We start from the raw sequence: 14,536 nt of genomic DNA on the forward strand, positions 1-14,536 counted from the left end.
GAAAGGGCTGCCGGTACGCTTTTCAGCGTCGATCCTTTAGCTATTCTTACCAGACATTCACACTGGATACCCAACAGATGATGACAACGCTTGAAATTCCATCTGTGCTTTCCAGTTCGCAGCGCCGCTGCCAGGTGCTTTTGATGCTTTACCTGCCCGATGCTGCCGTCACCGCACAGAGCATAATCGCAACCAACGGCGTGGACGACGCCATGGCACGGCAAGATATAGCCGAGACGCGCGATGAAATCCAGCGCTATCACCGGCTGGACATTGTCACGCACCATGACGGCAGCTACCGGATTGAAGGCACGGTCCTGAATCAGCGTTTATGTCTGCTGCACTGGCTGCGCAGGGCGCTCCGCCTGTGCCCACATTTTGTTTCGCAACAGTTTACCCCGGCGCTTAAAACCGCGCTTAAACAGCAGGGCATCGCGCGTCCGCTTTATGACGATACGAATCTGCGGGCGTTGATCAGCTTCTGTTCGCGAAAGCTACAGCGCCCCTTTGACTGCCGTGACGTGCAATTTTTACAGCTCTTCTTGCAGTATTGTCTGATCCAGCATCACCTGGGCAATACGCCGCAGTTTTCCCCCGTTCAGCGCAACTGGACACAGTCGCGAGGGGAATACTTTACGGCGCAGGAAATTGTGCGTCACTGGAAACGCCGCGTGCCGCAGGGCACCCACAGCGACGAACAACTGTTCCTCGCGCTGCTGTTTATGATGCTGCGCACGCCCGATCCAGTGCTCGATAAACATCAGCAGGATCAGCGTCTGCGCCGGGCCATCGTGCGGATGATTGCCCGTTTTCGCGCCCAGACAGGAATGAACTTCAGCGATGAACAAGGGCTGACCGATCAGCTCTACGTTCATCTGGCACAGGCGCTGGACCGGTCGCTGTTTGAGATCGGCATCGACAACAGCCTGCCAGAAGAGATCCATCGCCTTTACCCCCGTCTGTTACGCACCACCAAGGAGGCGTTGTTTGAGCTGGAGGTGGAGTTTGGCCTGCGTTTTTCTGATGAAGAGATGAGTCTGGTGGCGGTGATTTTTGGTGCCTGGCTGATGCAGGAGACCGATCTGCACGAAAAACAGGTGGTGTTATTAACCGGAGAGGACAAATCCTGTGAAGAGGTGATTGAACAGCAGCTACGCGAACTAACGCTGCTGCCGCTCAATATTCGTTATCTGACGCTGCAGGCTTTTCAGAAAGAGGGGGCTCCGCGCGAAGCGGCGCTGGTTATTACTCCTTACCCCACCGCCCTGCCCCTGTTCTCGCCGCCGCTGATCCACGCCGTGGAATCGCTGAACGCACAGCAGCAAGAACATATTCGCGCTATGCTGGAATCGTAGTCAGGCGCGCGCGGCCACTTTCGGGCGAATAAACATCGCCGGTAGCGCAACCAGTGCCATTACCCAGAATACGCCGTGTCCCAGATGTTGATACAGGAAGCCCGCAAAGACCGTCATCACGGCAATGCTGCCGCCCATCGCCACCGCAGAATAGACCGCCTGCAAGCGAATCACATCCCCGCCTTCACGCGCGGCGATATAGCGCATGGCCGCCAGATGGCAGACGGTAAAGGTGCCGCAGTGCAGAATTTGCGCCACGATCAGCCAGGGCAGTTCGGTCGTCCAGCCCATAATGCCCCACCGCGCCACGCCACACACGGCGGAGAGCAGCAGCAGGTCGCGCGCGCCGAAGCGGCGGAACAGTTTCTTGCTGAGCGCAAAGATAATCACTTCGGCCACTACGCCAAGCGACCACAGGTAGCCCACGGCAGAGGCAGAGTAACCGGCGCCCTGCCAGTAAATGGCGCTGAAGCCGTAATACGCCGCGTGCGCCCCCTGAAGCAGGCAGACGCAGGCCAGAAAACGCCAGCTTTGCGCCACCAGGCTTCGCCAGGCGGGCCAGCCTGCGCTTTCCTGATGGCGACTTTCGCCTTGCGGCATGACTGACGGTCGCAGCAGCATGCCCAGCAACATCGAGGCGATACCGATGCTTAGCAGGGCCAGAATGGCGTGGTAATCGTAAAGGCTGACCAGTTTCCCCACCAGCGCAGAGCCAATCACAAACGCAATGGAGCCCCACAGGCGCACGCGACCGTAGTCCATGGTGATCTGCTTTTGCCAGGTGTTTGCCAGAGCGTCCGTCAGGGGAACCAGCGGGGAGAAGAACAGGTTAAAGCCGACCATTACCACCATCAGCCAGGCAAACTGATGGCTGACCCAGAAGCAGGCCATAAAGACCAGCGTTAACAGGGCAAGAATACGCACCGCTTTGATGAGTAAGGAGGGATCGCTGACGCGCGGTGCAATCAGCAGGCTGCCAAGGAAACGCGCCACCAGCCCCGCCCCCAGCAGGACACCGATGGTTTCCGGAGTAAGGCCAATTCCCTTGAGCCAGACGCTCCAGAAAGGCAGAAAAATACCGTAACTAAAGAAATAGGTGAAATAGCTAAGCGCCAGCCAGCGCGTGGAATGCAAGACCATGAATCCCTCCCGAAATGGAGGCCATAGTCTGGCGAGAATATAAAAATTAAGCAAGTAGATAGCCTGCTATAAATTAACGAAAAATTAACATTCAGTGCAATCGTCTGGCTTATGGCAGGGAACGAAAATGTGTATTACGTTTAAATTACTCCACTTGCAGAGGTTTTCTGCCATGAACTCACTTCGCTATTTCGATTTCGGTCAGTCACGCCACCTGTTGTTGTTGATTGCCCGTATCGCGCTTGTCGTACTCTTTATTATCTTCGGCTATCCAAAACTGACGGGGTTTAACGGCACCGTACAATATATGACGTCGCTTGGCGCGCCAATGCCCATGCTGGCGGCCATTATCGCCGTGGTGATGGAAGTCCCTGCCGCCATCCTGATCGTGCTGGGCTTTTTCACCCGACCTCTCGCCGTACTGTTTGTGTTCTACACGCTGGGCACGGCAGTTATTGGTCACCATTACTGGGACATGACCGGGGATGCGGTTGTGCCGAATATGATTAATTTCTACAAGAACGTCAGTATTGCGGGCGCATTTATCCTGCTGGCGATTGTGGGACCGGGAGCAATATCCCTCGACCGACGTTAAGACATAAAAAAAGGCCGCAAATGCGGCCTTTTTTATTTCTGCTAAGCAGAAGAATTATGCGTATACCGGGAAGCGTGCGCAGATATCCAGAACTTTCGCTTTTACGCGCTCAATAACCGCTTCGTCATTGATATTGTCCAGAACGTCACACATCCAGCCAGCCAGCTCTTTCACTTCCGCTTCTTTGAAACCGCGGCGAGTAACAGCCGGAGAACCGATACGGATACCGGAGGTCACGAACGGACTCTTCGGATCGTTTGGTACGCTGTTTTTGTTCACGGTGATGTTGGCGCGGCCCAGGGCGGCGTCAGCTTCTTTACCGGTCAGGTTCTTATCAACCAGATCCAGCAGGAACAGGTGGTTTTCAGTACCGCCGGACACCACTTTGTAACCACGGTTCAGGAACACTTCCACCATCGCTTTGGCGTTTTTGGCAACCTGCTGCTGGTAGACTTTGAACTCTGGCTCCATCGCTTCTTTCAGCGCGACAGCTTTTGCCGCGATCACGTGCATCAGCGGGCCGCCCTGTGCGCTTGGGAACACAGCGGAGTTCAGTTTTTTGTACAGCTCTTCATCGCCGCCTTTCGCCAGGATCAGGCCACCGCGTGGACCCGCCAGGGTTTTGTGCGTGGTGGTGGTCACAACGTGAGCATGAGGAACCGGGTTCGGGTAAACGCCTGCGGCGATAAGACCGGCAACGTGCGCCATATCAACGAACAGGTAAGCGCCGATGCTGTCTGCGATTTCACGCATTTTTGCCCAGTCAACGATACCGGAGTAAGCAGAGAAACCACCGATGATCATCTTCGGCTTGTGCTCTTTAGCCTGCTTCGCCATGTCTTCGTAGTCAATTTTGCCTGACTCATCAATACCATAAGGGATGATGTTGTACAGTTTGCCAGAGAAGTTTACCGGGGAGCCGTGAGTCAGGTGACCGCCCTGCGCCAGGTTCATACCCAGAACGGTATCGCCCGGCTGCAGCAGCGCGGTGTAGACCGCGAAGTTTGCCTGAGAGCCGGAGTGCGGCTGGACGTTAGCGTAGTCAGCGCCAAAGAGTTCTTTCGCACGGTCAATCGCCAGTTGCTCAACGATATCAACGTACTCGCAACCGCCGTAGTAGCGCTTGCCCGGGTAACCTTCAGCATATTTGTTGGTCAGCTGAGAACCCTGCGCCTGCATGACGCGCGGGCTGGTGTAGTTCTCGGAGGCGATCAGTTCGATGTGCTCTTCCTGACGTACTTTTTCCTGCTCCATAGCCTGCCACAGTTCGGCATCATAATCGGCAATGTTCATTTCACGCTTTAACATCCGCATCTCCTGACTCAGCTAACAAGTAAAATTTGGCCTGAAAAGGCAGTCCTGTTGGACGACGGGCAACAGTATAACTGAATAGTTCTGTGATAACAGGTCTTGACAAACGATTTTACGCAAACGTTTTCCTTCACGCCACGCAAGGGTTTGAGGAATAAAGCCCTCGTCATTTTCAACGGATTTCTTTTCAGGTTTGTGATGCATATATTTCATCTTGCAAAGAACCATTTACATCGCAGGGTTATTTTTATAAGATGCATTTAAAATACATCATTAAGTTCACATCAGAAGGACGCGCTCATGCTCGACGCTCAAACCATCGCTACCGTTAAAGCCACCATTCCCCTGCTGGTGGAGACAGGCCCTAAGCTCACCGCTCATTTCTACGACCGCATGTTCGCGCACAACCCGGAGTTGAAAGAGATTTTCAACATGAGTAACCAGCGTAACGGCGATCAGCGGGAAGCGCTTTTCAATGCCATCGCGGCCTACGCCAGCAACATTGAAAATCTGCCAGCCCTGCTGCCTGCGGTGGAGAAAATCGCGCAGAAGCATACCAGCTTCCAGATCAAACCCGAGCAGTACAACATTGTGGGCGGTCACCTGCTGGCGACGCTGGACGAGATGTTCAGCCCGGGCCAGGAGGTACTGGACGCCTGGGGCAAAGCTTACGGCGTGCTGGCAAACGTCTTTATCAACCGAGAAGCGCAGATCTACAGCGAAAACGCCAGCAAGAACGGTGGCTGGGAAGGGACCCGCGCCTTCCGCATTGTTGAGAAAACGCCGCGTAGCGCGCTGATTACCAGTTTTGAGTTCGAGCCGGTGGATGGTCAACCCGTTGCCGATTATCAGCCGGGGCAGTATCTCGGCGTCTGGCTGAAGCCTGAAGGTTTCCCGCATCAGGAGATCCGCCAGTACTCCCTCACCCGTAAGCCAAACGGCAAAGGCTACCGTATTGCGGTGAAACGCGAGGACGGCGGTCAGGTTTCCAGCTGGCTGCATAACGAAGCCAGCGTGGGCGACGTGGTTCATCTGGCTGCGCCGGCGGGCGATTTCTTTATGACCGTTGAGGCAAATACCCCGGTGACGCTGATCTCTGCGGGTGTGGGTCAAACGCCAATGCTGGCGATGCTGGACACGCTGGCGAAATCCAGCCACAGCGCGCAGGTTAACTGGTTCCACGCCGCTGAAAACGGGGATGTGCACGCCTTTGCTGATGAGGTGAAAACGCTGGGTGCTATCCTGCCGCGTTTCACCGCGCACACCTGGTATCGTCTGCCAACGGATGCCGATCGTACAGCGGCCCGCTTTGACAGCGAAGGGTTGATGGATTTACGCCAGCATGAAGGTGCGTTCAGCGCGCCGGAGATGCAGTTCTACGTCTGCGGTCCGGTGGCGTTTATGCAGTATGCCGCGAAGCAGCTGGTTGAGCTGGGCGTCAATAAAGACAACATCCATTACGAATGTTTTGGTCCACATAAAGTGCTGTAATACAAAAAGCCCCTCGAACGAGGGGCTTTTTTTGCCGGATGGCGGCTGCGCCTGACCCGGTCTGCAAAACCGCTGGCAATGTTAAATCGCGGCGTCGTCTTCTTCGCCGGTACGGATACGGATGACGCGCGCCACGTCAAAGACGAAGATTTTACCGTCGCCAATTTTACCCGTTTGCGCCGTACGGATAATGGTATCCACACAGGTATCGACAATATCGTCGCTTACCACGATTTCAATTTTCACTTTCGGCAGAAAGTCCACCATGTACTCTGCACCACGGTAAAGCTCGGTGTGGCCCTTCTGACGACCAAAACCTTTCACTTCGGTCACGGTCATACCGGTGATGCCCACTTCCGCCAGTGCTTCACGTACATCATCCAGTTTGAAAGGTTTAATAATCGCATCAATCTTTTTCATGGTGGGTCCTTAAACTCTTGCCTGTAAGCTGCGTCGTAATCGATTGCTCACAGTATCATATTCATTCGAAGTTTGCGGTACTACTCTTTAAAATCGTTGGCTTCCAGCTCATGGCGTGACAGCAGCTTATAGAACTCGGTGCGGTTGCGTCCGGCCATGCGTGCCGCGTGGGTCACGTTACCTTTGGTGATCTGCAACAGCTTACGCAGATAGTTTAGCTCGAACTGGTTACGCGCTTCGGCAAACGTCGGCAGTGCCGTGTTCTCGCCTTCCAGCGCCTGCTCCACCAGCGCGTCACTGATGACAGGTGACGACGTCAGCGCCACGCACTGCTCTATCACGTTGACCAGCTGACGCACGTTTCCCGGCCAGCTTGCGGCCATCAGCCGCTTCATCGCATCGGTGGAAAACGCCCGCACAAACGGTTTGTGGCGATCCGCAGACTGGCGCAGCAGGTGATTCGCCAGCAAAGGGATATCTTCCGCACGTTCGGCCAGCGCCGGAATTTTCAGGTTCACGACGTTCAGGCGGTAGTAAAGATCTTCACGAAACTCATTGCGCGCCATTACCTTTGGTAAATCACGGTGCGTGGCGGAGATGATGCGCACGTTAATGTCGATATCGCGGTTGCTGCCCAACGGGCGCACTTTTCGCTCCTGCAGCACGCGCAGTAATTTGACCTGCAGCGGCGCAGGCATGTCGCCAATCTCGTCCAGGAAAAGCGTACCGCCTTCTGCCGCCTGGAATAAGCCTTCCCGGCTGCTGACTGCACCGGTGAACGCACCGCGGGCGTGGCCGAAGAGTTCAGATTCGAGCAGTTGTTCCGGCAGTGCGCCGCAGTTAATGGCAATAAAGGCGTTTTTGCTGCGCGGGCTGGCATTATGGATGGCCTGCGCCAGGATCTCTTTCCCGGTGCCGCTCTGCCCGTTAATCAGGACGCTGACGTCAGACTGCGCCACCATCCGGGCCTGTTCCAGCAGACGCAGCATGATGGGGCTACGCGTGACAATCGGCTCCCGCCACGCCTCATCGCTCGACGGGGCAGCATGTTCCAGCGCACTGTCGATGGCCTTATACAGCGCGTCTTTGTCCACCGGCTTGGTCAGGAAGCTGAAAACCCCCTGCTGTGTCGCCGCGACAGCATCCGGGATCGAGCCGTGCGCCGTCAGGATAATCACCGGCATGCCCGGCTGCTGCTTCTGGATCTCTGCGAACAACTGCAGGCCATCCATTTCATCCATCCGCAGGTCGCTTATCACCAGGTCAATTTTCTCCCGGGCGAGAATTTTGAGCCCCTCCAGCCCGCTTTCAGCCGTCACGACGCTGTAGCCTTCACTGACCAGACGCATTCCCAACAACTTGAGCAAACCGGGATCGTCATCCACCAGCAGGAGATGGGCAGGTTTACGGCTCGTCATGCTTCACATCCTCTTGTTTCGGTGTATCGCTGTCCGGTGCAGCAGATGAACTCCCAGGCTGGTATTTACGCGACGAGAGCTGTCTTTCGATATCGGTCAGGTTCTCCAGCTTACGGGTCGTGGTATCCAGTTGCGTACGCAAATGTTGTTGCTGTTGACGCAGGGTATCCAGCTCGCTGTCGGTTGACTGTTGCAGCTTGCTGTAACGGGAGCGCTCTTCAGACAGCTGAAGTTGTAATGTCTGCCCATCGCGCCAGAGCTGGTAAATCGGGCGTACCTGAGCGGGAAGCGTTGCGACAAAGGTGTCGAGCCGCGTGACGTTCGTGCGTCGTTCGACAGGGGTAATTTTGGCATCCCCAAGCAATATTCCGCGCTTGAAGGCGTCCTGCCAGGTATCGTCGTCCAGCATCGCCGCTTTTGAGCGGGCTTCAACCGGAGCCAGACGCTGCGCGCAGTCTATTCCGCGTAGCCAGAACAGAGGATTGGTTTCGACGTCATGCCCCGACAGGTTCCAGATGTCGTCGCAGCGGGTTGAGAGAAAATCTGCCAGCTGATTCTCTGGCCATTTATCTTCCTGTTTATCGCTAATGGCACTTTTTGGCACATGGGAAACACACCCCGCCAGCAATAAACAAGGCAGGCTCAGGCGCAACGTTTTACGGGAAAACACCGCGCGTATGGCGCGGAAAAAGACGTGTGACATACTCACCAGACATAGCTTCATTTTATTGGTTTTTCCGGCTCAGGGGCAGTTCGATACGGAAGCAAACATCGGAACGTTCATCCGTGACAATGTTTAGCTCCCCCTGCATGCGTCGTATACAGTCCCGGGCGATACTTAACCCCAGACCGCTTCCTTTAACCGCACCTTTTCGCTGATGACTTCCCTGGAAGAAGGGTTCAAATATCATCTCTCTTTCGTCATCGGGGATCGGGGTGCCGGTGTTGGCGACATCAATAAAGACCCGTGAACCATTCGTATAGCTTCGGATATAAATGTTACCGGATTCAGTACCATAGTGCACCGCATTGGAATAAAGATTATCCAGAACGCTCATCAATAACATCGGTTCAGCCAGGCAGGTTGGCTCATTCAGCGTCACCCCGGTATGCATCATTTTAGCTCTTGCAGGCAAGCTGTGGGCAGAGATCACCATATCCACCAGCGGCTCAATCTCGACATTTTCGAGGACGACCGCCCCATCCGCCAGCTTGCGGTTGTAATCGAGCAGTTGCTCAATTAATTTCTGCAGATTGCGGCTGCTGGCGTCGAGGATCTCAACAATCTCTTTCTGCTCCACCGTCAGCGGCCCCGCCACTTCGTCTGCCAGCAATTCCGTGCCTTCGCGCATGCTGGCCAGCGGCGTTTTAAGCTCGTGGGAAATATGACGTAAAAACTGATGACGCTGGGATTCCAGCCACGACAGGCGCTCCGAAAGCCAGATAATCCGCTGCCCCACGGAACGCAACTCGCGCGGGCCTTTAAAGACCACCGTATCGCCCAGTGATTTCCCCTCTCCCAGACGATTGATCATCCGCTGGATGCCCTTCACCGGGCCGATGATCATTCGGGTAAAAAGTAACACCAGCGCGAGGCTGACCAGGAACAGCACCAGCGCCTGCCAGCCAAAGAACTGACCGCGTTCGGCAATCTCCTGCTGTAGCTGCTGGCCGCGAGAGAAAATCACCGCACGGGTAGACTGCACCATCTCAGCATTGGCATTGGCAAAGGCTTCAAGGCGCGCGGCTGCGGCGGCATCAGGGCCACTGTTCTTACACTGCAGCTGGGCCAGATCGTTCAAATCCTGACGTAATGCCTGGTAGAGCTTATCGTCCGGCAACACGCCGGCATGCGCATCCAGCATCTCGCTATAGCGTTTACGCTGATTCTGGTAGACCTTTTCCAGCGTGCGATCGTCAAGCACGCAATACTGACGATAGCTACGCTCCATCTCCAGCGCGGCGTTGGTCATCGCTTCACTGCGTCTGGCGTCAATGAGCGTCGTGCGGTTAGTCAGTGCCGCCTGGGCACTGAGCGCGTTCAGGCTTTGCCACGCCTGCCAGGCCAGAATCAGTAAAGGCAGCAGGATCAGCAAAAAGGCCATCATTACGAGTTGACGCAGGGAACGGGGGAAAACGGGCCAGCGTTTCAACGCATTACTCTCTTTGAATGGGTTTGAGGAGAGCGTAACTGAGTCTGCCCTTCAGATACAACAAAGCCGGGTAAAAACCCGGCTTTGTCATGGAATGAGGCGGTGCCTAACTCGACGTTTCGCCCTGTCCTGATAAAGCAACGCTATGATCAGTAGTTGGACGGCAGGCACCTTTTTGTGCGTCATTCGAAGTTTATGTAGCACGTCCCGAAGGGGCTGACATAAGAAGGTGAATGAGCCACTGATTAATATTATGCAATAGATGTGCCAGAATGCAAATAAATATATTATCACATTGATATTTATATAATTTATGGGTTTCCACCGTTAATTGCTCGCTGAATGATTTCCAGGCTAAGTGTCGCTAATCAGCAACACCTTAACGGGAACCGCCCCTGCAATATATAAATCAATGAGTTAAATGTCTCCTTTTGGAGACAGTGGCATGACGGGTCTGTCGCGAAATTGCGACACACATAAAAAAGCCCGGTAGCGCTTTCGCGTACCGGGCTTTAAAGGGCAATACCGATTAACCCAGCTGTTTACGTGCGTTGCGGAAGATACGCATCCACGGGCTGTCCTCGCCCCAGTTTTCCGGGTGCCAGGAGTTGCTCACGGTGCGGAACACGCGCTCAGGGTGTGGCATCATGATGGTCGCACGGCCGCTTTCGCTGGTGACCGCCGTGATCCCGTTCACCGAGCCGTTCGGGTTAGCCGGATAGGTTTCCGTCACCTTGCCGAAGTTATCGACAAAGCGCAGCGCCACCAGTCCTTTGCTCTCAAGCTGAGCCAGATGGGCAGCATCACGCACTTCTACCTGACCTTCTCCGTGAGAAACGGCGATTGGCATCTGCGACCCTACCATTCCCTGCAGCAGCAGAGACGGGCTTTGAGTCACTTCGACCAGGCTGAAACGTGCTTCAAAGCGGTCGGACTGGTTACGCACAAAGCGTGGCCACGCTTCACTGCCCGGGATCAGCTCGCGCAGGTTAGACATCATCTGGCAGCCGTTACACACGCCAAGCGCCAGGGTTTGCGGACGATGGAAGAAGCTTTCGAACTCATCGCGCACGCGGCTGTTGAAGAGAATGGACTTCGCCCAGCCTTCACCGGCACCCAGCACGTCACCGTAGGAGAAACCGCCGCACGCCACCAGCGCATGGAAATCTTCCAGACCGGTGCGACCTGCCAGCAGGTCACTCATATGAACGTCGATGGCATCAAAGCCCGCACGGTGGAAGGCCGCGGCCATCTCAACGTGGGAGTTGACGCCCTGCTCACGCAGCACGGCGACTTTCGGACGCGCGCCGGTCGCAATGTACGGTGCAGCGATGTCTTCGTTGATGTCGAAGGAGAGCTTCACGTTCAGGCCAGGATCGTTGTCGTTGGCCTTGGCGTTGTGTTCCTGATCGGCACAGTCCGGGTTATCACGCAGGCGCTGCATCTGCCAGGTGGTTTCCGCCCACCACATACGCAGCGTGGTGCGGCTTTCGCTGAACACCGCATGGCCATCCGCTTCAATGACGAAACGGTCACCCTGAACGGCTTTACCCAGGTAGTGTACGCAGTCTGCCAGGCCGTGCTGAGCCAGCAGGGCTTCAACCGCGTCACGATCGGCCGCGCGCACCTGAATCACCGCGCCGAGTTCTTCGTTAAACAGTGCCGCCAGACGATCTTCTCCAAGCGTCGCGATGTTCGCTTCAACACCGCAATGTCCGGTGAAGGCCATCTCCGCCAGGGTCACCAGCAGGCCGCCGTCGGAACGGTCGTGGTAGGCCAGCAGTTTACGCTGCGCCACCAGTGCCTGAATGGCGTCGTAGAAGCCTTTTAACTGGGCCACATCACGCACGTCCGCCGGTTTATCACCCAGCTGACGGTAAACCTGTGCCAGCGCGGTGGCACCCAGCGCGTTGTGACCTTTACCCAGGTCAATCAGCAGCAGGGCGTTGTCTTCGGTCGAGAGCTGTGGGGTCACGGTATGGCGCACGTCTTCCACACGGGCAAACGCGGAGATGATCAGCGACAGCGGCGAAGTCATTTCGCGCTGCTCGTTGCCTTCCTGCCAACGGGTTTTCATCGACATGGAGTCTTTACCCACTGGAATGGTCAGGCCGAGCGCAGGACAGAGCTCTTCACCCACCGCTTTCACAGCTTCATACAGGCCCGCGTCTTCGCCCGGGTGACCGGCAGCGGCCATCCAGTTCGCGGACAGTTTGATACGTTTGATATCGCCAATCCGGGTCGCGGCGATGTTGGTCAGTGCTTCACCGACGGCCAGACGAGCAGAGGCCGCGAAGTCCAGCAGCGCTACCGGGGTACGTTCGCCCAGCGCCATCGCTTCACCGTAGTAGCTGTCGAGGCTCGCGGTGGTCACGGCGCAGTTCGCCACCGGGATCTGCCATGGCCCCACCATCTGATCGCGCGAGACCATACCGGTCACGGTACGGTCGCCGATGGTGACCAGGAAGGTTTTCTCCGCCACTGCAGGCAGGTGCAGCACGCGATTCACCGCGTCTGCTACGGTAATGCCCTGACGATCCAGCGCGTTGCCCGCCGCTTTGCGGGTCTGCACGTCGCGGGTCATCTTCGGCGTTTTGCCGAGCAGCACGTCCAGCGGCAGATCGATTGGCTGGTTGTCGAAATGGGTATCGCTCAGGGTCAGGTGTTTCTCTTCGGTCGCTTCACCAATTACCGCGTACGGCGCGCGCTCGCGGCGGCACAGCTCGTCAAACAGCGGCAGTTGATCGGCTGCGACGGCCAGCACATAACGCTCCTGAGATTCGTTACACCAGATCTCCAGCGGGCTCATGCCCGGCTCATCGCTCAGAATGTCGCGCAGGTTGAAACGGCCACCGCGACCACCGTCGCTCACCAGCTCCGGCATGGCGTTGGACAGGCCGCCCGCGCCAACGTCGTGAATAAAGAGGATTGGGTTTGCATCACCCAGTTGCCAGCAGCGGTCGATCACTTCCTGGCAACGACGCTCCATTTCCGGGTTGTCACGCTGAACGGAGGCAAAGTCGAGATCGGCGTCAGACTGACCGGATGTCATTGAAGAGGCCGCACCACCGCCCAGACCGATGTTCATCGCCGGTCCACCGAGGACGATCAGCTTCGCACCGACGACGATCTCACCTTTCTGCACGTGATCGGCGCGAATGTTACCGATCCCGCCCGCCAGCATGATCGGTTTGTGGTAGCCGCGCAGCTCTTCGCCGTTGTGGCTGTCCACTTTCTCTTCATAGGTACGGAAGTAACCGTTCAGTGCCGGACGACCAAATTCGTTGTTGAATGCCGCGCCGCCCAGTGGACCTTCGGTCATGATGTCCAGCGCGGTCACGATGCGCTCTGGCTTGCCGAAATCTTCTTCCCACGGCTGTTCAAAGCCCGGGATACGCAGGTTGGAAACAGAGAAACCGACCAGGCCCGCTTTTGGTTTCGCACCACGGCCCGTCGCCCCTTCGTCACGGATTTCACCGCCGGAACCGGTCGCCGCCCCCGGCCACGGAGAGATCGCCGTCGGGTGGTTGTGAGTTTCCACCTTCATCAGGATATGCGCTGGCTCCTGATGGAAGTCATAGCGCCCCGCTTCGCGATCGGCGAAGAAGCGGCCCACCTCGGAACCTTCCATCACCGCGGCGTTGTCTTTATAGGCAGACAGCACGTGATCAGGGGTTTTCTCCATGGTGTTTTTGATCATTTTGAACAGCGACTTCGGCTGCTGTTCACCGTCAATAATCCAGTCGGCATTGAAAATCTTGTGGCGGCAGTGCTCAGAGTTAGCCTGCGCGAACATATAGAGTTCGATGTCGTTCGGGTTGCGGTTCAGCTTAACAAACGCATCCTGCAGGTAGTCAATCTCGTCTTCTGCCAGTGCCAGGCCGAGACGCAGGTTAGCGTCAATCAGCGCCTGACGGCCCTGCCCCAGCAAATCCACGCTCTGTACTGGCGCAGGCTGATGGTGGGAGAAAAGTTTCTGCGCATCATCCAGAGAAGCAAATACGCTCTCCATCATGCGGTCATGCAGCTCTGCGGCCACCGCCTGCCACTGGGCGTCGCTCAGGGTGGAGGCTTCAACGTAATACGCCACGCCGCGTTCCAGACGGTTAATCTGGTTCAGACCACAGTTGTGAGCGATGTCAGTCGCTTTGGAAGACCAGGGGGAGATGGTGCCTGGACGAGGCGTCGCAAGGATCAGTTTACCGGTTGGGGTATGGCTGCTCAGACTTGGGCCATACTTGAGCAGGCGTTCCAGCTGTACGCGCTCCTCTGCATTCAGGGGGGCATTCAGGTCAGCAAAATGGACATACTCAGCGTAAATATTGCTTACCGGAAGGTCGGCTGCCTGAAAACGTGCCAGCAGTTTGTTAATACGGAAGGCAGACAGTGCAGGCGAACCACGCAGAATTTCCATCATAAGTCTCTCGTCTTCGAAGCGCCGGGGCGCTTACAGTGTGCGCAAGGGGGGAAAACGGGCGTCATTATAGAGAATCCTGAGCGTCGACGAAACCGTTTGCGTCGAAATAAAATCGACGGCATCGTTTAACAATAGATGTGACCTCTCTCTCTAATTTGTTGCCAAGTGGCGTAACTTTACGCAAAATGCCGCTCAATCAATGGCAAACCTTATTTTTAACATGGCTACAGCATACT

The 14,536-nt window shown here is 56.1% G+C and carries 10 protein-coding genes; 3 read left to right on the forward strand and 7 right to left on the reverse strand.

Annotated features, from left to right (window positions below; genetic code table 11):
* Positions 1 to 77 precede the first annotated feature (77 nt).
* On the forward strand, positions 78 to 1,355 hold the full coding sequence (gene csiE, locus ACQG22_RS17390) for a stationary phase inducible protein CsiE (protein WP_038420396.1): 1,278 nt from the start codon (positions 78 to 80) through the stop codon (positions 1,353 to 1,355).
* Here the strand turns inward: csiE and ACQG22_RS17395 are convergent, their stop codons facing one another.
* Entirely contained in the window at positions 1,356 to 2,495 is a 1,140-nt protein-coding gene (locus ACQG22_RS17395) for a 3-phenylpropionate MFS transporter (protein WP_348593339.1), read from the reverse strand.
* Between the two features lie 172 nt (positions 2,496 to 2,667).
* Here ACQG22_RS17395 and ACQG22_RS17400 point away from each other — a divergent pair, with 172 nt between their 5' ends.
* Complete coding sequence (locus tag ACQG22_RS17400; RefSeq protein ID WP_013098301.1) at positions 2,668 to 3,090, forward strand: DoxX family protein; 423 nt, start codon at positions 2,668 to 2,670, stop codon at positions 3,088 to 3,090.
* A gap of 54 nt (positions 3,091 to 3,144) precedes the next feature.
* Here the strand turns inward: ACQG22_RS17400 and glyA are convergent, their stop codons facing one another.
* Positions 3,145 to 4,398: a serine hydroxymethyltransferase gene (gene glyA / locus ACQG22_RS17405; protein WP_013098302.1), complete on the reverse strand. Its 1,254-nt coding sequence runs from the start codon at positions 4,396 to 4,398 to the stop codon at positions 3,145 to 3,147.
* 303 nt (positions 4,399 to 4,701) lie between these two features.
* Here glyA and hmpA point away from each other — a divergent pair, with 303 nt between their 5' ends.
* On the forward strand, positions 4,702 to 5,892 hold the full coding sequence (hmpA, locus tag ACQG22_RS17410) for an NO-inducible flavohemoprotein (RefSeq protein ID WP_058682278.1): 1,191 nt from the start codon (positions 4,702 to 4,704) through the stop codon (positions 5,890 to 5,892).
* Positions 5,893 to 5,973: 81 nt separating this feature from the next.
* On the opposite strand, the gene glnB is transcribed toward hmpA, so the two are convergent.
* From glnB to purL, 5 genes are all read right to left on the reverse strand, one after another.
* Entirely contained in the window at positions 5,974 to 6,312 is a 339-nt protein-coding gene (gene glnB / locus ACQG22_RS17415; RefSeq protein WP_003860685.1) for a nitrogen regulatory protein P-II, read from the reverse strand.
* Between the two features lie 80 nt (positions 6,313 to 6,392).
* Positions 6,393 to 7,730 (reverse strand): two-component system response regulator GlrR, encoded by a 1,338-nt coding sequence (gene glrR, locus ACQG22_RS17420; RefSeq protein WP_013098304.1) that lies wholly within the window; start codon positions 7,728 to 7,730, stop codon positions 6,393 to 6,395.
* Positions 7,717 to 8,454 (reverse strand): two-component system QseEF-associated lipoprotein QseG, encoded by a 738-nt coding sequence (gene qseG, locus ACQG22_RS17425; protein WP_013098305.1) that lies wholly within the window; start codon positions 8,452 to 8,454, stop codon positions 7,717 to 7,719. Before qseG ends, glrR begins: the two co-directional genes overlap by 14 nt.
* Before the next feature lies 1 nt (position 8,455).
* Positions 8,456 to 9,883 (reverse strand): two component system sensor histidine kinase QseE/GlrK, encoded by a 1,428-nt coding sequence (gene qseE, locus ACQG22_RS17430; RefSeq protein ID WP_176472731.1) that lies wholly within the window; start codon positions 9,881 to 9,883, stop codon positions 8,456 to 8,458.
* A 529-nt stretch (positions 9,884 to 10,412) separates the two neighbouring features.
* Entirely contained in the window at positions 10,413 to 14,300 is a 3,888-nt protein-coding gene (gene purL / locus ACQG22_RS17435; RefSeq protein WP_369706697.1) for a phosphoribosylformylglycinamidine synthase, read from the reverse strand.
* Between the last annotated feature and the right edge of the window lie 236 nt (positions 14,301 to 14,536).

Origin of the sequence: Enterobacter cloacae complex sp. 309I3, from assembly GCF_050031595.1 — a bacterium.
GTDB lineage: Bacteria > Pseudomonadota > Gammaproteobacteria > Enterobacterales > Enterobacteriaceae > Enterobacter > Enterobacter cloacae.

Bases quoted from the DNA above. Each gene is read 5' to 3' on its own strand.
- glnB (WP_003860685.1), bottom strand. From the start codon at position 6,312: ATGAAAAAGATTGATGCGATTATTAAACCTTTCAAACTGGATGATGTA.
- purL (WP_369706697.1), bottom strand. From the start codon at position 14,300: ATGATGGAAATTCTGCGTGGTTCGCCTGCACTGTCTGCCTTCCGTATT.
- glrR (WP_013098304.1), bottom strand. From the start codon at position 7,730: ATGACGAGCCGTAAACCTGCCCATCTCCTGCTGGTGGATGACGATCCC.
- hmpA (WP_058682278.1), top strand. From the start codon at position 4,702: ATGCTCGACGCTCAAACCATCGCTACCGTTAAAGCCACCATTCCCCTG.
- ACQG22_RS17400 (WP_013098301.1), top strand. From the start codon at position 2,668: ATGAACTCACTTCGCTATTTCGATTTCGGTCAGTCACGCCACCTGTTG.
- ACQG22_RS17395 (WP_348593339.1), bottom strand. From the start codon at position 2,495: ATGGTCTTGCATTCCACGCGCTGGCTGGCGCTTAGCTATTTCACCTAT.
- glyA (WP_013098302.1), bottom strand. From the start codon at position 4,398: ATGTTAAAGCGTGAAATGAACATTGCCGATTATGATGCCGAACTGTGG.
- qseG (WP_013098305.1), bottom strand. From the start codon at position 8,454: ATGAAGCTATGTCTGGTGAGTATGTCACACGTCTTTTTCCGCGCCATA.
- csiE (WP_038420396.1), top strand. From the start codon at position 78: ATGATGACAACGCTTGAAATTCCATCTGTGCTTTCCAGTTCGCAGCGC.